We start from the raw sequence: 21213 nt of genomic DNA, 5'->3' as shown, positions 1-21213 counted from the left end.
AACAGGCATCACAACAGCAACCTGGTGACCGTTTTTTCAAAAAATCTAGAAAACAGGCATCACAACGGCAGCTTGGTGACCGTTTTTTCAAAAAATCTAGAAAACGGGCATCACAACGGCGGCCTGGTGACCGTTTTTTCAAAAAATCTAGAAAACAGGCATCACAACAGCAGCTTGGTGACCGTTTTTTCAAAAAATCTAGAAAACAGGCATCACAACGGCGGCCTGGTGACCTTTTTTTCAAAAAATCTAGAAAACGGGCATCACAACAGCAGCTTGGTGACCGTTTTTTCAAGGAATCTAGAAAACGGGCATCACAACAGCAACCTGGTGACCGTTTTTTCAAAAAATCTAGAAAACGGGCATCACAACGGCAGCTTGGTGACCGTTTTCAGAAGAGGAGAAAAAATTAAGTTAGTCTAAATAGTGGACACGTAGAAATGGGTTTGGCTTATAATTATATAAACTAAAAAAAGGACGTGTTCACTATGGGGAAACGACATGACAAGGAATATAAAGAATATGTAACTAAACTCATTGTAGAAGAGGGGCGGATGGCAACACGCCTCCCTCTTTTGTTAGTTTCAACCTTGTTTCGTGCGCCTTTTGTTAATCACAGCTGACTTTTGTGAGTCCAGCGCTCCTTTTGAAAGCTGGTTCTTTCTTTTGTTAGCCAGAACGCCGCTTTTCGGAAATATAAAAAACCCAACCCTTGCAAGCAAAAGTTGAGTTCATGTAAAATAGCTTCATTGCTATTTTATTAAGATTCTCACCGTTGTCAGCGCCCATGGTGATAAGTCAATCTTGAGTGTACCGTCTTTGACCTCTAAGCTTTCCTTATCCTTCTCTAAGTGATCACAGCGCCAGGCCTGCGTGATTACTTTGCCTGGAATCGAAAGAACAGCCGATTGCTTGTCGCCCGCTATTTCTTGAAGGCGAATAATCCATCCGTCCTCCCACTGCGCTTTTTTCATTGTAGAAATGGCTACCTTGTCAGTATCGATTGTGGCTAGAATGTCCTGACTTTCTATATAAGGTTCTCTTGGCGTGCGGAAGTCTTGAAAACTGATGCGATGCGCATACAATGGTTGCCGCGCCTTCCAGCCAAAATGATAGGCTTCATGTTTGGATATGGAGTCGCCCGTTGTAATGGCATAGCGAAATTCAATACAGCCGCCTTGGGAGGCCTTGTAATTCGTATTCCAATAATTATTAAGAACATAGGAATAGACCTTGTTTCCAGATAAATCGAGCATTTTGGGCCAATGGCCTTGAACAATAGAATTGATAGTAAATAAAGGGATATCTGGAGAAGCAATCTGAATATGTGCGTCCTGACTCTCAAGAAGAATACTCGTTTGTAAGGGTAACCATTCCTTACATGCTCCGGGTAATCCCTCTTGATCCCAATGAACCCATCCGATTTGTGAATCTGACAGGATCTTTCCAGACTCAACAGCAAACGGAAAGGCAATATAGACCGCCTCTTTTTCCAGACGCTCTTCCTTATGGTATTGATAGTGAAGATCAATTTGTTTTGTCGCGTTCAACAAGCGCCATTCTATCTGTACTTCACCATATGGAACTTTACCTTTGAGATGCACACTACACCCGTGTGCATACGTCTCAAGGTGATAATCAATAAGGGAAAATGACGCTAAGACATCCGCATGCCCTTCTGCTAAGTCCTTTTGATTGCCGACCAGTCGGGTGCCCTCGCCACCTTCAGCATAAAGGAATTGGCCAAAACCCGCTTCAGCATCCACCAGGTCCTTCTGAAGCTCTTTGTCATAGAGCTTGGTGAGATACCCTTTTTCTAAATCGAGGGTGAGCGCATAAAAGGCATTCTCCCATTGCACATAGCGCTGATGCGGGACATCCGCAACCCTTCCAGGTGTGGCTTCCGAAACCTTTGCCTCTCTTAAGGCTAATCTCCGATAACTTAACCCGGGCAGACTATCGATGTAACACTCGATGATCGCTTGTGAATGGGTTTGATGAATCAATCTTGTCGAAACTTCCTGCCCACTCTCTAGATCGTAAACCTTTTCATTTTTAGCTATTTCCAAAGTAACTGCTTGACTGATAGACCAGCTATGGGGATTATAGATCACGATTTCTCGGCCAGCATTATTCCAATTTAAACTATGTCTGACTGCTGCGGTGTGTAATAACCGTTGAGACCATTGGAGCCCCTGGTCAGCAAAGTGTTTTTTTATAGCCCATTGGTCTTTTTGCAAAAGGGAGTCGGGATCTGTTGCGCTTAAAAAGGCGCCCCAAGTATGCTCGACAAACAAAAGATGAGTCTGCCAAGCCTCCTCAAAACTTTTCTCTGGGTAGGAGAAGGCATCATTATGCATGACTGCCAAGGTCTCTAGTTTTTCCGCGGCTTGAAGCATGCCTTGAGCCTTTCTCATTTTTATCGTCTCAGCAATGGTTGAGCCGGCACCATCTTCCCAGTAGGCCCCACCATCCCCTTTAATATGCGGTAAGCTATCCTTAAAATGCTCTTCCACATACTCAAAAAACGCTTTAGCATCACACGCTATCAACTGAGGGTAAGCGTAGGTTTGATTCCAGTTTTCTGTGAATTCAACAGGCTGTGGATCAATATCAGTATTATCGGCTTCTTGACCATACAATAAGACAGCATCGGGGGCGTAGTCATCCGTTTCATACTCTTTTAGCCACATCTCCAATCCCCGTTCCGCAGAACTATTGACTGGCGGGCTCCCACACACCTTCCGCAATTCACAATACATTTTTGCCAACCAAACAAGCACCTGTCCACCGTTGACCCCTTCCCAGTAAAAAGGAGACACTTTGTGTAAGCCACCGTTTAAACGAAAAGGTCCTCGATCTTGATTGTTAGCATGCACCAAGTACTTTACGCCCGAATCCTCATATATCGCCGGCAAAGCGCTTGATAATGAAGGGACATCAACGACAGAATTAAATGTCGCTCTCAGGCCTTCGGGTCTTAAAACACTTTCAGAATACATCCCATTTCGTATCAACTCTTCCGCCGTTGCCAGTTGTGTCAGTAAATCAGCATAAGAATGGGGAATCCCTATTTTCCCCGCCTTAATATAATTAAAGAGCTTTTTAATCTGTTCATGACTCCGCGTCTGAAGATAGTTTTCAAGTACCCACGAGGCATCCAGATGATAGGCAAAAGCAGGGATTTCAAGCCCTTTCTTTTCTTCACAGTCTAAATAATCTATGGCGGTATCAATATTACGGCAGAGCCTTTCTGCAACCTCCCATTGGCGATGCGTATAACCAATATCCGTGTGTGAATGCGGAGTGACATAGACCTTCCATTTACGCTTTCTGTTCACTTGACCCCGCTTAACAATATCCGCACCCTTCACGTTTCCCGTGAATTCAAAGGAAAGCAGACCTTCCTCGTCCGTAACATAAAATGTTTTATAAATGTGGCCGAATGACGTTTCCGGGAGGGTGAGATCCATCGTGCGCGTCTCTTTGTTCCCTTTAAGCGTTAAACAGAAGGTTGTCTCTTCTATTGGCTCACTTAATTCAATGTAAAGATGGCAAAGTTCAACAAGTTGATCGCCCTTAGCTTTCTTATAAAGAACAGACGGTACGAGTTCAAATGTTGAGAAACGGTCTTCTATTCTACTTTTCAATTTGGAAAACGTAAGATATTGATAAATAAAACCAGCGCCATTGGCCATACGATCCAGTCGCTTGATCTTTTCAATATTATCAATAGATAAATACTCCCCACCATCACGACTGATCAACTCAAAAACATTTTCCCCTTGGTTTAAAAGGGCTGAAGGAATCACAACTTCCATGATGCCTTCAGAATAGATCGTCGTATGGAGGCCGGAATGTAGTGTTATTTCTCCAGATTTTGAAGGTTCTGGCCTTAAATAAGCGTACCCGCTTGTCCCGTTAACTTTTAATTCTAGATGAGCGAGTCGAGGCGCAATGACTAAGTATTGGACATTAAATAGATAGTGGCCTTCAGGCTTTTCTTCTAATTGAAACGTAATCTTATAGGGATGGAGCCGATAACCACCATCAGGATCTGCCTCACTCGGATGAAATAAAGGCCATTGTGCAGATGAGTGTTCATCCACACAATAGTTAATGCCTTCAGTGATATTTGGATTTTTATAGTTATCGATCAAGTCTTCGGAATGGCCATCAGGTGACCCAATGGACCATAGAATAGTTTTACTCATAGAGATCTCCTTACCTTGAAAAACTTTAAAACCATAGTTTAAATGTTTTAATCTCATAAGGTGCTAGTGAGAATGAGAGCGTCTGATCCTTAAACGTAGCCTTCTCCTCGTCTTCTTCAACAAGATTACAAAGGACTGCCTTTTGGATGGCCTGAGAAAATTTAATTTTAACGTCTTCATTCCGATAGTGTTTATATTCATATACACGGACAATAACAGCATTGTCATCATCCTCAGCCTTTTTGACCGTTTCAATGAATGCATGATCACAATTAAGTTCAGCAAACTGATAGTGAGGCTGAAGGGTCCCGTTTTCATTAGCTGTAACTTCATGAGCTAAAAGTGGGGTGTTTAACCCATAAGCTTCCTCCACGACGTTGCCTTCTCGCCAATCGCCTTTGTGAGGGAGAAGACTATAAGTAAAGCTATGGTGCCCTCGATCGGCGGTTTCATCTGGGCTAATAGCTGATTTGAGTAAAGTTAGACGTATCGTATGGTCTTTGACGTCATGACCGTATTTACAATCGTTTAATAGACTCACACCATAGTTTCCTTCAGATAAATCGACCCATTTATGACCAACCACTTCAAAGCGAGCGTAATCCCAGCTTGTATTCCAATGGGTCGGGCGCTCAATATTTCCAAATTGGATATCATAAGTTGCTTTTGTTGACCGAACATTGACCGGGAACGCGACTTTCAATAAGGTTTGTTTTTCTTTCCAATCCACGTCTGTTTTAAAATCAATACGTGGAGAGTCGTTGTAAATGCTCAATCGCTGAGTAATGGTAGAGTCAAAGAATGTCCAGGTCATTTGTAAACTCGCCCGGATTGGCCCTTCCTCAACGATCTGAATATCCACAAGGGTATCAATCTCACGCATTTTTTCTTGATAATAAAGATCAATATCCCAAGCATCAAAATTCATCGGCTTGTCTTCAAAAGCTTGGAATACGTTGGCCCTAGCGCCTTCTTTAATGACTTCTCGTCCTGCCTTTTTATCGTAAATCGAAGCAATATGACCCTTGCTATCGATGCGAATGGTATAAAACTCATTTTCAAGATAATCTGTTTTAACCGTGAGATGTGATGGCCTGTCTTCAGCCTCTGTAAATTGCAAGGTCTTATAACCAAGCGCAGGGACTTCCGCCGCTTTTAACAAGAGCTTATCGCCCTCAGGCCCTTCCACTCGTTGTACCGGGGAAATATTCCCTTGTTCATCGATCAGCGTGACATTTCCTTTCACTGTATCTGTCACAGGTAGCTCAATGAGTCCTGTTCGTTTATAGGATAATGAATTAAAGACGACGAGACCCGCCTTATCGACTTTCAACTGATCAATGATCTTAGCTTGCGACTGATCGAGCACTTCTTCACCGATTTCAATCACTTTAGCATAATCCCTACGGGCATCCTCGTTCACTTGGCGTATTGAGGATCCCGGGAGGATATCATGGAACTGGTTGAGTAGTAGCATTTCCCAACCTTGTTGTAACTTCTTGAACGGTTCATTGTCTTGTCCCACTAATAGATTGCTCAAAGTATGCAGCCATTCAGCATTATGGTAGGTCAGTTCTGATTGACGATTGGCTCTCTTCAGAGCAGCCTGAGAGGTATAGGTCCCGCGGTGATACTCGAGATAGAGCTCGCCATCCCAAACGGGAAGCACTTTATCTTTAACTTGATCCCTTAGCTTCTCAAAGTAAGGTTCCACCGTGCCCATTTCGACCTTCGGAATGCCCGGAAGGTTTTTCATCACTCGGGCAGCCTCAATCATTTCTTTAGTTGGGCCACCACCACCGTCGCCCCACCCAAAGGCCAGCAACAGGTCATCATTGACGTCCTTCTGTTTGTAAGCCTCCCAAATTCCTTTGACACTCGAAGGCTCGACCATACCATTATAAGTATAAGAGGAAGCATTATCTTCTGGTGTCGTGATAAAGTGAGTCAGAATCTCTGTCCCATCGACTCCACGCCATTCGAAGGTATCATAAGGAAATCTATTGTATTGACTCCAGCTGATTTTCGTGGTCATAAAGGTCTCAATACCACTTTTCTTCATAATCTGTGGTAATGCCCAAGAGTAACCGAAGACGTCAGGGAGCCAAACCACCTTCGTATCCACACCAAACTCCTCCTTCATAAAGCGTTTACCAAAAAGGATTTGTCTGATCAAGGATTCGCCATTAGGAATATTTGTATCGGGCTCGATCCACATACCTCCCGTGATTTCCCATTCTCCAGAAGCGATTTTCTTTTTGACTTCCTTAAAAATCTCTGGATAATCATCTTTTAAGTATTTATAGAGCTGTGGAGAGGTATGAAGGTAACGATATTCAGGATACTGCCGCATTAAATGCAAAACAGTTGAAAACGTCCTTGAAGCCTTTTCCCGTGAATGCGTTAAACGCCAGAGCCAAGCCATATCAATATGAGAGTGGCCTATCGTAGTAACCTTAGGCTTCAGTTCCTCATAGGCTTCTAATGCTTCTACCTTATCCTTCAGCTCTTGATACGCTTGATGAATAGAGTCATAGAAAGCCTCTGAGCCAGGCTTGATAAAATCAATGGTCAAAAAGGAGGCATTAAGGGCCTGTAGCAGGGTTGTTCGCCGTAAGTCATTTTCATCAAGAACTTCAACCGTTTGCAGAAGGGTATGGACCAGGTGATAATATTTTTCTGTTTCGAGATCAACACACGCCAGTCTTGCCACCTTAAAGCGCCGGCGTTCCGGAACAGCTAACACACCACTCCACGCTTTTAGTGCAATATGGATCTCATCATTCTCAAGATATTCTGGGGGAAGCCAAGCTTCTTCATGCCAGATATCAATACCTTGTAGCGGCGTGCCATCAACATATAAAAGGGTTTCAGCTGTTGATCCGCCACCATCCCGTGGTCCAACTAAAAAGTGAAGGGCGAGACGACGATCTTTCCACTCCTGAGGAATGGTCACCTTCGCCCGGAACCAAGCGGACTTATCATAGCCACCCCAGTAGTCACCGACATTAAAATCCTGCCATTCTGCGTCATTAAACTCTGGACGATAGGCTTCATGATCTTCTTCACCAAAGGCCCACTCTTTGTATTTAAAGGTGGGGATATCTTGAACCTCGTAGTATATATGACTTTTAATTTCCTCTAGATGTTTCTTAATTTTATCCACTGTAAAATACATGTTGTTGTACCTCATTTCTTGAATTCATTCGATTCCTATAGACACGCTTAAGCATTCTATTAAAGACCTTACTCAACTGTATTTATAGCCACTGATAGACTTGCTAAATCACCGACACTTTCCCCTAACTCAGCGGGCACAATCTCACATGCCTTTCGTGAAATCGGGAGGGCTTCTTTTTCAATTTCCACTTTAACAATGGGTTCCAGCAGCTCCAATTGTCTGCCGTAAATGCTTCCAATCACAATCCGTTCAGGATTTAAGAGATCGATAAGAAGAGCTAAGCCTTTGCCTAGTTGATGACCGACGATGTCATACACCCGACGGGCTAACAAATCCCCCTTTTGTGCACTAAGACCGACACTTTTGGCAGTAATCGTCCCTAAGTCATCCAGGCTTGTACAAAACTCTGGAGGATTCCCCTCCTTTATCGCTTGTTCTGCCAAATGACGGGCGAGACGGGCAATCCCCCCACCACTACAAAAACCTTCAAATGAGCCCCGTTTGCCATACCCTATTGGACCATCCTCTTCCATCCTGATATGACCGACTTCTCCCGCCATATCATTGATGCCGGTATATAACTTTCCATCAAGAATAAGTCCTGCTCCCATCCCTGTGCCGAAAGTAAGGAAGATCATATTCGAACAGCCCCTACCCGCTCCCCATTTCCATTCTGCGAGAGCACAAGCATTGGCATCATTTTGCAAACCAACCGGAACATGATATTTCTCTTTAAAAGGGCCAACAATGTCAATGTTGTCCCAGTGAGGGAGATTCGGTGGGGATAATATGAGTCCTTTTTTGCTACTTAGGGGGCTTCCACAACTGATGCCAATAGCACATAGGGAGGCGGAAAGATCTAATGTGTCCAGAAGGTGGTCTAATGTCGTTATTAATGTCTGTATGGCGAGTGTAGGGGATGCTGGTGTGGGGAACTGCTCTTTAGCAAGAACATCGATGGCCGTCTCCGTTGTTTTTCCAATGGAAACGGCACATTTCGTTCCCCCTATGTCTATCCCAACGAGTACATTATTCATGGCTAAAGAAAGCCTCCTCCAACATCATGCATAAACAGTGATAAATCGGTAAATGGCGCTCTTGAATTTCAAAGGTCTCATCAGAAGGAACCTTGATCGTAATATCGCAGAGACTCTCCATTTCTCCTCCTGTTCGACCTGTTAATCCAATCGTCTTCAGCCCCTTGGCTTTAGCGACCTTCAATGCATAAAGGACATTCTTAGAGTTGCCTGAGGTGCTAATACCAATGACACAATCACCTGGATCTCCATATCCATAGACTTGTTGGGCGAAGACAATATCACTCGCCACATCATTGGAAAACGCAGTCATTAACGCTGACTGACTCACTAGTGAGATTACGGGTAATGCGCCTTGTAGATGATCCGCCAAGTAGGTCGCATCTTCTGGAGCTATGTGGGCGAGTTGCTCCTTAAACGCGGCTCCCACCGGACGCTTTAAAAGAAAGCCTTTCATTAACTCTCCGACAATATGGTCGCAATCGGCCGCACTTCCCCCATTCCCGCATAATAAGACTTTATGTTTCTCTGTATAACAATCTTTGAGTAGTTGGTAGGCGTCTTCAATATCATCTGCACATCCGGAAAGTTCAGGGTACTTGTCTATTACTTCTAAAATATAATGATTCATGATCTTCTCCTTTGCTTGTCCATACTGATTAATGACCGGTAATAATGACCTTAACGCCTTTATCCGCGATTTGTTGGATAGTGTCCTTATCGACCAAGTCGCTTGTAACACAAATATCGATCTCTTCAAAGCCACAAAAAGAGGTCAATCCTGTCTTTTGAAACTTACTATGGTCAGCGACCAAGACTATTTTTTGCCCTGCTGACACCATGGCTCTTTTCATTTCGGCCTCATACAGGTCGGAACTGGTGAAGCCATGACGCAGGGAGACCCCTGAGGTTCCTAAAAACACATAATCCGCATTATATTTTTGCAATTCCATTTCAGCTTGGGGACCTACGAGACTCATTGATTTCCTAATGAGTTGTCCACCTAATAGATAAATAGAGGCGGTCTCATTCTTACTACATTCCTCAACCACGTTGATCGCATTTGAAATAATGGTGAGATCCTTTCGCCCAGCCAAATGTTTGCCTGTATACCATGTTGTAGAGCCTGCGTCCAAAATAATGATCTGATCATCCTGCACTAACTTCGCAGCTGCTTTACCAATGAGGTCCTTTTCGCGCGAGTACTGTAATTTCCGCTGATTCACAGGCAAAATCAGTGAGTCGTTACTCTGTAAGGCTTCTTTTAAAATGGCACCACCGTAATTTTTTTCTGCAAAACCTTCTCTCTCTAATTGCAACAAATCACGTCTGATTGTTTCCTCAGATACATTCAATAACTCCACAAGATCTGATACCTTCACCGTATTATTTTTTAACAATAATTCCTTTATCTTTTGTCTTCGTTCGATCACTATCATTGTCGTACTCCTTTATCTTCAGGAATCCCTACCTTTAAATGTGTGTTCAAAAAGGAGGACAAAAAGAGCCGAGAAGTTCTAGGAAGCGTCGTCTTCGAGTACCACAGCGTATGTTCTGAATACGCGAGGAGTGGAAGAACAAGCCGACACAGAAATTTGACAGCTAGGAATGCAGTTCGACTAAAAACGTTTTGTCCTGAAATTACGTCGAACGGCCTCATGACCTGTGAGCCCCCTGGTCTTTTTGAATATCCTTTTTTAAATGTTGGAAAGCACGTTCTATAAAATCCACATCCCCAAAGCTCCCTGACTTAAGAACAAAATGCATAGGACATGGAGATAACGAAAAACATGAGGGTAACCCTGGTTGAATTTCTCGCCAAACGCGCATACTCTTAATTCCCAACGCACGACATGCGGCAGCTGAAGTGTCTCCTCCTGCTATAACGAAGCTTTTTTGCCCTGTGTTGTTCATGACTGCAACAGTAATCTCTGAAAGGGTTCTTGATACCAACTGGGAAATCTCTGAATTACTGATGCCTTTTCTAGCCGCTTCATGTTTCGTCTTTTTCACTTTTTCTTGATCATTGGTGGAATGGAGGACCACATCTTTCCCTTGGTTCATCTCCGTGACACATGCAGAGATAAGACGCCTTTGCACTTCACCTCTTTGCTGATCATCCAGAAGTGCTAAACTGTCCATTTCGATCACACAGGTTCCGCGGTGACGCATATACTCTATTTGTTCTAAAGTTTGAGGCATCAAGCTCCCTGCGGTACATAGTAGTCCTTTTGAAGGATCATACAAATCCCCAATCATGTTCATTGTCTGTTCAGACCTTTTACCTATCACTTTAGGTAATTCTTCAGCAAGAGCCGAGCTTCCTGCTATTACTTTTTCTTGATAAACGGCTTGTGCAATGGTGTACAAATCCTCTTGATCCGTAACGTCGACAATCACATATTGGTAAGTTTCCTTGAATTGTTCTATGGTCTGTCTCAGCGTGTCTGCTCCCTTTTCTACAACATCAAAAGAGATCGATCCCACTTTTCGTTTGGTCTGGGCTTGCAGGATGTCCACGAGGTTGGACTCCGTCATAGGATGAACAGGGTCCTCTCGAAACTCGGATTGTTCTAAGAGTCTCCCATGAACATAATGGAGGCCCTTCTTCGTTATTCTGCCATTCTTCGGAAACCCGAGGACGATAATAGCGAAATCTTCGCCTAAAGCATCGAGCATAGCATCAAATTCTGCACCGATATTCCCCCGAAAAACTGAGCAAGTCTTATTGTAGTATTGCGTGACACCTACACTTTGTAATTGTTTTGTTGCCTGATACACTTTGTCATAAGCCACATTGTATGGATCAAACCTGGAGTTCGTATCCAATATCAGGACGTCAGGATGATCAGAGAGTGCGTCAAGAGAGGCTTGCTCTGATTCCCATCGATACACATCCGTTGTGTAGTAGGATTTGGCAAACATTATTCCGATATCATTTGCACCCGTAATATCATCAGCAACAATCCCAATCATGGTTTCTCCCACTTTCTTCTTGCCTTATAACCCGAATCATTCAGAAATTCATGTACCGTTGCATCGGATAACGGCTTAAAATCAACGGAAGGTGCACTGACCATCATTTTAGAAACTAATTCCAATGTCTCAAGAGCCATACGTGCTTCCTTAATACTTGTATCAAAAACAAGAACGCCATGATTTTCTAAAAGGAGAATATTCGCTTGACGCGCCTTACTCCTAACGGCATCCCCTAACTCTTGTGAACCTGGATGAAAATAAGGGATACGCACAACGCTTTCAAGGTAGTACATATCTTCAACAAATAAGTTCGCTGGGAGTTGTATATCAGAACAAGCCACAATCGTGCTATAAAACGGTGAGGCATGTAAAACCGCTTGAACATCTGGACGTTCCTCATAAATAGCCTGGTGCATAGGGATTTCCTTTGATGGCCTTCTTTGATAGTTACTCATATCGTCACCAAAGGTATAGTCGACAATATCATCCGTTTCCAGCTCTCCAAGATACGTTCCACTCGCGGAAATCAGACAGTGGTCCTTTCCAGCTCTGGCACTAATATTCCCGGCATTGCCCCACGCGAGCTGTTTATCCATCATATAACGACCGACTTGCTGGAGTTGTTTCACAATCTCCTGGTTGCTTTCAGTCACTTTGACACCCCCCCATTAAATGCTAGAGTAGGAATAGACAACATGTCTATTCCCGCGCTTCATTATTTCATTTCGTCCCATTCAAGTAAGTTCGTCTCAACAATCGGCTTCGCTGAATCCTTGGGCACTCTGAATGTTTTAATTTCTGAAGGCTTAAATTCCGCTTCTATAGTTCGCTGCCATTTCGGAAGTTTAATTGAAGCTGTGGTCGCCACATTTGTCGTTTCATAAGCTCTCACAATCAGATCATCATTGTCCTCAGCCTTTTTCACAGCACTCACAATCACATTGTCGGCACTCACTTTAATAAAGGCATCCTTCTGTGGTAATGAACCTTTATGATACGTTTCAATAATGGATACCGACCTTTGATTCAGTTCAGCTGCCGCCTTCACCGTATTTGCCGATTCCCAATTGCCTCTATGGGGAAGCATGGTGTAAGTAAAGGTTTGAATCCCTTGATCGATAAAGGAATAATGCTCATTGTCCTGAGGGACCTTCGGATCATGATGGGCATAAATAGGACTGCGCAACACCGTAATGCTCATTTCCTTATTATGAATATCAAAGCTATACTTTCCGTTATTTAATAAACTGAGGCCATATAATTCACCTGTAGGTTCATGTGTTCCCGACATGTCTATCCAGTTCTGCCCCGGCTCTTCCTCGCCATTACACTCACGAACAATATGTCCATAAGGAATTTCATAGGTCGCCTTTCTGAAGATCAGATTGACAGGGAATTTCATCTTTAAGACCTTGAATTGTTCCTGCCAATTCACAGTGACATGCACATCAATTTGATTCAGTGCATTGTACATTGTAAAATCCTGAACTATCGTCGACTTTCCATATTCACTGGTCACTCGAATCACTGATTTTACGGGTCCTTTTTCAACACATTTGACACTGGTGGCCTTAAATTCACCCTCAACGTCTTTGTACTGCAATACATTATGGGACCATGTATCACTATGATCATTGATAACAACAGGACGTGCTGCTGGTCCATCAAGCAGCTCTAATTGCTTCTCTTTATCATATAAAGAAGTCACAAACCCCGTCACCGGATCAATTTCCACACGATACGTCTGGTTTTCTAAGTAATGATCGTCAGCGGTAACCTCTGAAAAAGCCTGAGAAGTATCACGGCGGACAAGTTTGTAAAGTTGATAGCCCATTGAAGGGAGGTCTGCGATAAAACTGAGACGAAAACGCCCGCCCGCAGTAGCATGCGATTGCACGGTTTGCATCGGAATCTCCGTACCTTCTGAATCTATTAAAATATGATCATCCTTTAAACCGCCGACTTCCAGTTCAACATTAACTTTGCTGTTCCAGGCATGAGAATTAAAGACAACAATAGGCTTCATATCCTGTTCTTCTTCAATGTCAATTCTCCATGAAAGAGATTGCACAGCATAATTTAAGCCTTTACTCGCAATAGACATAGCTTCACCATGCATATAACGGGCGTCCTCGTAAGCTTCCTCGAGGCTTGTTCCCGCTAAGATATCATGGAATTGATTAAATAGCACATTTTTCCACGCTCTTGAGTAGTTTTCTGGATATGGTTGCCCTGTTAACCAATGCGCAATGGACGATACCTTTTCTGCCTTAATCAATAAATTTTCTGCCTCTCGATTCCACTTTTTAATTCCTGAATGCACGGAGTAGCAGCCGCTAGCATGGTGCTGTAAATCATCATGCACGACTGGGAAAGGTAGATCCTTCTTGACGATGTCCTCAAAAAACTTGTTCGGTGTACTAAAAACGAGCTTAGGAAAGTTTGGATCTTCATTTAATTTATAGATACTATTAATATTCTCCTTAGTTGGCCCACCTCCGTGATTTCCGACACCATAAAAACACATAAGATCATTAAAAGGGGCTTTTAGCTCTGCTGCTGTCCGGCGCACATGCTTGTCTAGGTCCTTACCCCACGTGCAATATTCAAACGGAATTCTAAAGGCCAACACTTTAGAATCATCATCGGATTGCCACCAAAATAAACGACCAGGTAATCCTTTTTCTTGTGGACTTGGGCGCATAAAAATATAGTAATCCATGCCACTTTTCTTTAAAATCTGGGGAAGCATGCCGTGATGCCCAAAGCTATCGACGTTATAGCCCACTTTAGCCGTGACACCAAACTTCTCCTTAAAATAACGTTGTCCATAAAGCCCTTGGCGAACAAAGGATTCTCCGCTTGGAATATTGCAATCCGGCTGGACCCACCAGCCTCCTACGATTTCCCAGCGTCCTTCTTTAATCCGCTGTTTAATTTCTTCAAACATTTCCGGCTCGTTATTTTCAATCCATTCATAATTCGCAGCTGAACTATTTGTAAACACAAAATCATCGAATTCCTTCATACGATCAAGTGCTGACCGAAATGTGGCCTTTGTTTCTTGGAAGCCCTCCTGCCATTGCCATAACCAAACAGGATCTAAGTGTGCATTTCCTATCATGTGTAAGGTCTTAGTATCGGTTTCCGTTTTATTATTTTTCTGAACTGGCTTATTTTGTACTGCCACAATAGTAACCTCCTCGTTTTTGAATAAGGGTGCGTCGTAACAAGGGCTTCTGCTTGTTGCCCAAAGCACTGATCTCCGACCGTTAAATCAACAGCAATTCTTGCTCTTCTCTGCACTTCCTGATGATAAACTCTGTTTAAACGGTGCCCGTTATCTCTTTCACCATGGAAAGGGCATAATCAGTCAGCGGAAACAGGTGTTTTTTCATGATAGATTTGGGATGTTCCTCTACTTCTCTTACAGACTCCTTTAACCACTTCAAAATAGAAGTAGGGTCTTCCTGCTTTTCTATCACTTTTAATAATTGAATCGCCCTTCGACCTGCCCAAGCGGCGCTTTCCATAAGTTCAATCCAAGGATAGAGATTGTTTCTTAGGGCATAATTTTTCATTCTAAATTTCAATTCATATCCCGCTTCATCTAATTGGTCAAAATACTCAAAGAGAGCCTGAACGGCTGCGCTCTCTGAAGGTTTTTCTCCTGATTTCATCGCTTGTAATGCCGAAGAAGTTAGTCGTTCTAATCGGTCCTCAATGCCATACTCTAAACAGGATTCTAAAGCATTTTCCGCAAAGCGCTTGAGCGCCTCTAAATGCTTCTGTCCCCCAATGGTTTCTAGAGCGCGTTCCCAGGATTGCCACGGTTCATAGGCTTCTGGCTTGGCAAAGTAATCTTTAAAAGTCAATAGCGGAATCTTAGAGGCCTCTGCCTGACTCATCGTATTGACCACGAACCCTTGGCTCACATGTGGAAGTCCTGCTGCTCGTCCATGAATGGGGCCAATGTGCATTTCTCCTGTCATCCCAAGATCATTGACAGGATAGTTATCCCAAATCATCGGCTTGCGTTGAACAGCCTTAGAAAAATCTAATGCATGCTTTTCCGAAATCTCCGGTGAGCAAATCTCGGGTCCTGTGTAAAAAATATCTATATCCTGATACACCCCTTGACCTAACTCATGAATATAGTCATCAAAAGGCGCTTGACCATGATAGTGTGTTGGACACAACATGAGGTGACAGGAGACGTCTAATGCTTTTAACCAATCATATAGATGATTAGTCACTTCAACATGCGCCTCACCATAAGAGCGAAATCTCTGCTTTTCTTCTTCAAAACGAAACTCCGAGGCAATATCATCTAATAGAATGACAAAGGTTCTTACACCGATATCATAGAAGGATTTAAATTTGGTCTTAATCACATTCATATCTTGTTCAGAAGCATAGTTCATGGACACACCTGAACCTATGGAATAACAGAATTCCACGCCAACTTGTTTAGAGAGACTAACAGTCTGAGCAAACTCGTCCATTATTTCCTCTGGATAAGGCTCCCGCCATCTGGCCCGATGTTGACGATCATTTTTCGGACCGTAAATATACAAATTATACCCATGTTTTCCAATAAAAGAGATAAGATCATTTCGTTCAGGGGCGGTATAAAACAACCCATAAAACCCTTCTATCACACCACGAACTTGGAATGGGGAATGACTCATAACACCTCTCCTTTCTATCACCGACTCGGACAGTTTTTTCATCAACCGACATAGATGTTTCTATTTAAAGTGTGAATGCTGAAGCCCGCCCAGCACTGCCTAAAAAGTTCTCTATTTTTTCAGTGACTGTCGCTTCTACGGCCGCTTGTGCCACCTTTAAATCTTCTTCAGAAAGTGCTTGACATTCAGCATTGGTCATTCTCTCTTCGCGTCCAAGTGCCTTAAGAAGAGCAACCTCTAAGTCGGTGGCAATATTGACCTTGCTCACGCCGCCATTCGGTAATTGAATAGCATCCTTCACCATATAAGCCGGAACCCCTGAACCGCCATGTAAAACTAAGTGAACATCTGTTAAATCACGAATGGCATTTAAACGATCAAGATCTACCTTTGGTTTTCGGACTTCATAAACGCCATGTGCCGTCCCAACGGAAACAGCGAGGGCATCGCATCCCGTCTCATTCACAAATCTTAAAGCCTCTTCAGGGTCTGTATATAATTCTTCATCCTTATCCGTTTCAACAAAATCCGTTGTTCCAATTTTCCCTAATTCAGCTTCCACTGAAATGCCCTTTTCATGAGCATACTTAACGACTTCCTTCGTGATTTCTATGTTCCTATCAATCTCTTGCTCTGATGCATCAATCATGACAGAAGTAAACCCAGCACGAATACAGTCTTTTATAATAGAAAATTGCTTTGTATGATCAAGATGAAGGACAACAGGGACAGTGATCTTTTCGTCACTCATTGCTTGATAAAATGCCTCAGCAAATTCAAACGGTGTAATATGATAGCGATCCAATTCCTTTTGAGAGATTTGTACAATCAATGGTGACTGTGTTTTTTCTCCTGCACGTAAGATGGGTCGAATCATCGGTGTATATCGCGGTGAAAACGAACCGATGGCAAATCCACCTCTTTCAGCCGTTTCTAAGCCCCTTTTTAAAGAAATTACATTTGGATTCCCGATTTTGTTCGTCATTTATCCCATCTCCTGTTCGTTGGATCCCTTTCTTTAATGAAAGGACTTTTGTTTGTTATAAAACATTCTTAATGAAGTTTGCAGGAACTTATAACCTTCCTCATACAACACCTTATAGGCCATAGAATGCTCTTGATTCGGTGTTATGATGTTTCTCGGTATCATGTGTACTTTTGACATTGCCGCCTCTAAGTCTTGATAAATCTCGCAACCGATAGCAGCGACGATGGCAGCGCCCAATAATGTTGCCTCAGTGACTTGAGGAATCACCAACTCACATTGCGTAATGTCTGCCTTGATCTGTAACCAACTTGCATTTCTTGTTCCACCGCCAACGGCGATTAATTGCTTAATCGATAAACCCGTGCTTTCCTCAGCAACTCTTCGGATCGATTCAATCTCATAAGCGGTGCCTTCCAATACCGCCTTTAATAGCTCTCCACGGCTATGTGTTGAGCTAAGGCCAACAAAAGCGCCCTTAGTATGATGATCAGGCTGTGGAGCGCCACTCCCTGAAAGATAAGGATAATATAATATCCCCGTTGGCCCCTGTTTCGTTGCAGAAACAAGCTGTTGCATATACTCATAGGACATTTTTGGCTCTGCTAATTGCGCTCTCATCCATTCCACAGATCCCCCGGAGGAAGGTAGGCCACCCATCCAAAAATATTGACCCTTAATGACATTGCACCCATAGGATAGGCCCGAATGAAACTCAGACTGCCCTAGCGGTTTTTCAGAAAATGTACCACTTAAAGTTTCCGCAGTGCCCATGGAATCAAAAACCCTTCCCGGTTGATGAACGCCAACCGCTAGTGCCGCACAGACATGATCATGGCCTGCAATAGCAACCGGAATGCCTTCAAGAAGACCGAGGGGTTGACTCACTTCAAGTGAGACTTCTCCAATCTTGGTTCCACTAGGGTAAGCGGGTGGAAATAAATCCTTCGGCAACCCAAAACTTTTGATCCATAAATCATCAAACGTTTTCGTGTCGATACGAAAGGTGAATGTCCTGGCCGCTAAAGAGTAATCCGTGGCCATATTACCTGAAAGTTTATAGGCAATAAAATCTGCAGCAGAGAGCCAAACGGCATTTTTCAAAAGTTCAGGCTGCTTCCTCTGTAACCATAGAATTTTTGCTAAACCATACTTATAACTATTATGAAGTCCTGTTTTTTGAAATCGACTTAAGGGCGTATCCATCGCTGCAATTTTATGTAATTCACTTTCGCCACAACGACTATACCAAGGGATAATAGCCGTTTTCGTCTGTCCTGAGCCTCGATCGACCAACAGGCCTGTTTCGGCCATACTCGCAATACCAATCACATCGATCTTCTCTTTACAGTCGGTCGTTATTTCTTTTATACATGCTCTCACCTGCGTCCATAACTGATCAGGAGAGATGAAGGGATGTCCTTCTTGGTCTATAAATGACTCAGTAGGTCGAACCGCGATCTGTATTTCGGTGCCTTCATTATTAAAGAGTCCAACCTTTGTATGTGTCGTTCCTATATCAATCCCAAGAAGTGCCATACCTGCTTATCCCGTTCCTTTCATAGTTTGAGCTAACCGCTCCATTCCCAGTTCTGGACTTGTAATGAATTTATGCCTTTTTTCTACCGGAAGACTTTCCACCACTCTTGCCATCGACGCTTGGGCAAGTACAACAATATCTGTACGGTCACCCAACGCACTTAACACTTCAGCTAAGATGCGATCATGACCCTTGCTATCACCATTAATTAAGCATTTATATGCTTCTTCAGCTAATGCTGATTCAATGTCTACTTCCTTATTAATCCTTTTAGCCTCATTTTCTATCAACCTAAGTGTAGGATTCAGTGTTGTCGCTAACGTGGCTACAACCCCAATTCGCCCAGCATTCTGAACAGCGACTTCAGCCATGGCCTTGTCAATCCGAATGATCGGTATATGAACCGCTTCTGCCATGTGCTGAACCACTTCGCCTACAGAAGAGCAAGCATTAAGAATGACGTCTGCACCCACATGCTCAGCATTCTTGGCATACTGAATCAGACGGTCTTGAACAGCCGTGATGTCCCCACCATTCTCCCCTAATTCGGGTAAAATCGAATCATCAACGATATTAATTACTTTATAATCAGGAAGATATTTGGAAGCCAACGCCTTTAGGGAATCAATAGTGACTGGTGTTGTGTGAATAATCGCTAATTTCTTCTCCAAACCCCTCACTCCTTCTGTTCGATTACCTTTAAAATATTGTTCCAATCACCACATCATTTACAATGAAGACCTACGCTAAACCGTTAACCTTTGGTTCCTGCTGTAATATTCATTCCTTCGATGAAATAGCGTTGGAATATAAAGAACAGCACAAGTACCGGTAACAAGACTAAGAGTGAACCTGCCATTAAGTAGTTCCATTGTGTGGAGACCTGACCCTTAAATACGGATAATCCAATTTGCAAGGTATAGAGTTTCTCGCTGTTGACATATAACAATGGCCCTAGAAAATCGTTCCACGCACCATTGAAAGAGAAGATGGCCACTGTGGCAATAGCGGGTTTTGATAAAGGAACAACGATCCTCGACCAAATATAAAAGTGATTCCCACCGTCTATTTTGGCTGCCTCAATCATTTCATTAGGAATCGTCATGAAAAACTGACGAAGGAGAAAGATAAAGAAGGCATTACCAAAAAAGGCCGGAACAATTAGTGGGAAATAAGTATTCAACCATCCTAATTTTGAAAACACAACGTATTGTGGAATCATCGTAACAAAGCCCGGGATCATCATCGTGGCTAACACGATGGCAAAGAGGACATTACGTCCTTTAAATTGAATCTTCGAAAAGCCATAGGCGATAAATGTATTGGCTAGTACGTTTCCTAATACGACAAAAAAGGTGATGAAAATAGTATTAAGGAGATACCTTGTAAACGGAGCGGCCTTCCATGTCTCAATATAATTTTCAAAGTGCCATTTATGAGGCCACAACGTCGGAGGATACTGCATCGCTTCTGTCATACTCTTGAAGGATGTCGCTAACATCCACCATACAGGCGATAGAATTAATATGGCTCCTAAAATGAGTACGATGAGGATAATCGTTTGTTTAATACGTTTTTTCACCTTAACACTTTGGAAGTAATTGGCCTCCTTACTCATTTTTGATCGCCTCCTTGATAGTGAACCCAACGTGGTGCCAGCTTCAGATTAATTAATGTTAGGATGAGAATGATGATAAAGAGGACCCATGACATCGCCATTGCGTATCCCATATCAAACACATTAAAGGCTTTATCCCACATGTGGAGATTGAAGAAAACAAGTGAATTGGCAGGACCGCCATCACCATTATCCGTCATGACATAAGCCTCCTGGAAGACTTGAAACCCTCCAATAATGCCTGTAACAAATTCAAAGAAAATAACGGGTGAAATCATCGGTAATGTAATATGGATGAAGCGTTTAAAGGCATTAGCGCCATCAATTTCCGCAGCTTCGTATAAGGATTTTGGAACACCTTGGAGACTCGCTAAGTACAAAAGCATGCCGCCACCTAAACTCCAAAACTTCATGAAGATGAGGGCTGGCTTTGTCCAATTAGGATCCAATAACCAAGCCGGACCTTGTATCCCTATCCAACTCAACATCGTATTGACTAAACCAGTTGTTGGATTGAGCAATTGCATCCATAGTAAATAGACACCTACCCCTGAAAGGACCGTCGGGAGATAATAAATGGTACGAAAAATCCTTAAACCTGGAATGCCTTGGTTTAATAGCACCGCTAACAACACAGCTCCAAAGACGGTTAAAGGAACAGAAATGACAACATAGTAAATGGTATTCCCTAAAGAAATCCAAAACAGATCGTCGTTAGTAACCATTTTGATATAGTTACTCAGCCCAATAAAATCCATTCTTGAAGTCACATCATAGTTTGTAAAGCTACCGTACAAAGAGAAAAGTAAAGGACCTGCCGTGATGCACAAAAAGCCAATAATCCAAGGTGATATAAATATGTAACCTTGGAGTCCTTCCTTTTGCTTCAGGCTAAGGGTCTTTTTTGTTCTTGGTCGCTTTGTCTTTGTGTTTTTAGGAACCTCCGTATGCAACTCTTCCCTCTCCTT

Annotated in this window: 16 protein-coding genes; 2 read left to right on the top strand and 14 right to left on the bottom strand. The window is 43.0% G+C overall.

Annotated features, from left to right (window positions below; genetic code table 11):
• Window positions 1-413, top strand: a 413-nt coding sequence (locus IEV91_RS14210) for a hypothetical protein (RefSeq protein ID WP_188498078.1), incomplete at its 5' end; no start/stop codon positions are given.
• 75 nt (window positions 414-488) lie between these two features.
• Window positions 489-623 (top strand): hypothetical protein, encoded by a 135-nt coding sequence (locus tag IEV91_RS21910; RefSeq protein WP_268236400.1) that lies wholly within the window; start codon window positions 489-491, stop codon window positions 621-623.
• Between the two features lie 129 nt (window positions 624-752).
• On the opposite strand, the gene IEV91_RS14205 is transcribed toward IEV91_RS21910, so the two are convergent.
• The 14 genes from IEV91_RS14205 to IEV91_RS14140 all read right to left on the bottom strand — a co-directional run bounded on the left by IEV91_RS14205 (window position 753) and on the right by IEV91_RS14140 (window position 21198).
• On the bottom strand, window positions 753-4214 hold the full coding sequence (locus IEV91_RS14205; protein WP_188498077.1) for a glycoside hydrolase family 38 N-terminal domain-containing protein: 3462 nt from the start codon (window positions 4212-4214) through the stop codon (window positions 753-755).
• 25 nt (window positions 4215-4239) lie between these two features.
• Window positions 4240-7392, bottom strand: a complete 3153-nt coding sequence (locus IEV91_RS14200) for an alpha-mannosidase (protein WP_204871310.1) — start codon at window positions 7390-7392, stop codon at window positions 4240-4242.
• A 68-nt stretch (window positions 7393-7460) separates the two neighbouring features.
• Window positions 7461-8432 carry an ROK family protein gene (locus IEV91_RS14195; RefSeq protein ID WP_188498075.1) on the bottom strand — a complete coding sequence of 324 codons (972 nt, stop codon included), beginning with the start codon at window positions 8430-8432 and terminating at the stop codon, window positions 7461-7463.
• Complete coding sequence (locus IEV91_RS14190) at window positions 8425-9063, bottom strand: D-sedoheptulose-7-phosphate isomerase (protein WP_188498074.1); 639 nt, start codon at window positions 9061-9063, stop codon at window positions 8425-8427. The genes IEV91_RS14195 and IEV91_RS14190 overlap by 8 nt, the downstream gene beginning before the upstream one ends.
• A gap of 28 nt (window positions 9064-9091) precedes the next feature.
• Window positions 9092-9871 (bottom strand): DeoR/GlpR family DNA-binding transcription regulator, encoded by a 780-nt coding sequence (locus IEV91_RS14185; protein WP_188498073.1) that lies wholly within the window; start codon window positions 9869-9871, stop codon window positions 9092-9094.
• Window positions 9872-10088: 217 nt separating this feature from the next.
• Window positions 10089-11408 carry a four-carbon acid sugar kinase family protein gene (locus tag IEV91_RS14180; RefSeq protein WP_188498072.1) on the bottom strand — a complete coding sequence of 440 codons (1320 nt, stop codon included), beginning with the start codon at window positions 11406-11408 and terminating at the stop codon, window positions 10089-10091.
• Window positions 11405-12064 (bottom strand): class II aldolase/adducin family protein, encoded by a 660-nt coding sequence (locus tag IEV91_RS14175; RefSeq protein ID WP_229745606.1) that lies wholly within the window; start codon window positions 12062-12064, stop codon window positions 11405-11407. The genes IEV91_RS14180 and IEV91_RS14175 overlap by 4 nt, the downstream gene beginning before the upstream one ends.
• Window positions 12065-12126: 62 nt before the next feature.
• Window positions 12127-14601 (bottom strand): alpha-mannosidase, encoded by a 2475-nt coding sequence (locus IEV91_RS14170; protein ID WP_204871311.1) that lies wholly within the window; start codon window positions 14599-14601, stop codon window positions 12127-12129.
• Between the two features lie 136 nt (window positions 14602-14737).
• A complete protein-coding gene (locus tag IEV91_RS14165; RefSeq protein WP_188498071.1) occupies window positions 14738-16102 on the bottom strand; it encodes a protein O-GlcNAcase in 1365 nt (454 codons plus the stop codon).
• 64 nt (window positions 16103-16166) lie between these two features.
• The gene (locus tag IEV91_RS14160) at window positions 16167-17087 is read right to left on the bottom strand and encodes a class II fructose-bisphosphate aldolase (protein WP_188498070.1); all 921 of its coding nucleotides are present in this window, start codon (window positions 17085-17087) and stop codon (window positions 16167-16169) included.
• Between the two features lie 33 nt (window positions 17088-17120).
• The gene (locus IEV91_RS14155; protein WP_188498069.1) at window positions 17121-18626 is read right to left on the bottom strand and encodes an FGGY-family carbohydrate kinase; all 1506 of its coding nucleotides are present in this window, start codon (window positions 18624-18626) and stop codon (window positions 17121-17123) included.
• A gap of 6 nt (window positions 18627-18632) precedes the next feature.
• The gene (locus IEV91_RS14150; RefSeq protein WP_188498068.1) at window positions 18633-19298 is read right to left on the bottom strand and encodes an aspartate/glutamate racemase family protein; all 666 of its coding nucleotides are present in this window, start codon (window positions 19296-19298) and stop codon (window positions 18633-18635) included.
• A gap of 83 nt (window positions 19299-19381) precedes the next feature.
• Window positions 19382-20245 (bottom strand): carbohydrate ABC transporter permease, encoded by an 864-nt coding sequence (locus IEV91_RS14145; RefSeq protein ID WP_188498067.1) that lies wholly within the window; start codon window positions 20243-20245, stop codon window positions 19382-19384.
• On the bottom strand, window positions 20242-21198 hold the full coding sequence (locus IEV91_RS14140) for a carbohydrate ABC transporter permease (protein WP_188498066.1): 957 nt from the start codon (window positions 21196-21198) through the stop codon (window positions 20242-20244). Before IEV91_RS14140 ends, IEV91_RS14145 begins: the two co-directional genes overlap by 4 nt.
• Window positions 21199-21213: the final 15 nt, after the last annotated feature.

Source organism: Pullulanibacillus pueri, from assembly GCF_014639255.1.
Taxonomy (GTDB): domain Bacteria; phylum Bacillota; class Bacilli; order Bacillales; family Sporolactobacillaceae; genus Pullulanibacillus; species Pullulanibacillus pueri.
Note: the sequence above shows the minus strand (reverse complement) of the source record. Positions and strands in the feature narration are given on the sequence as shown.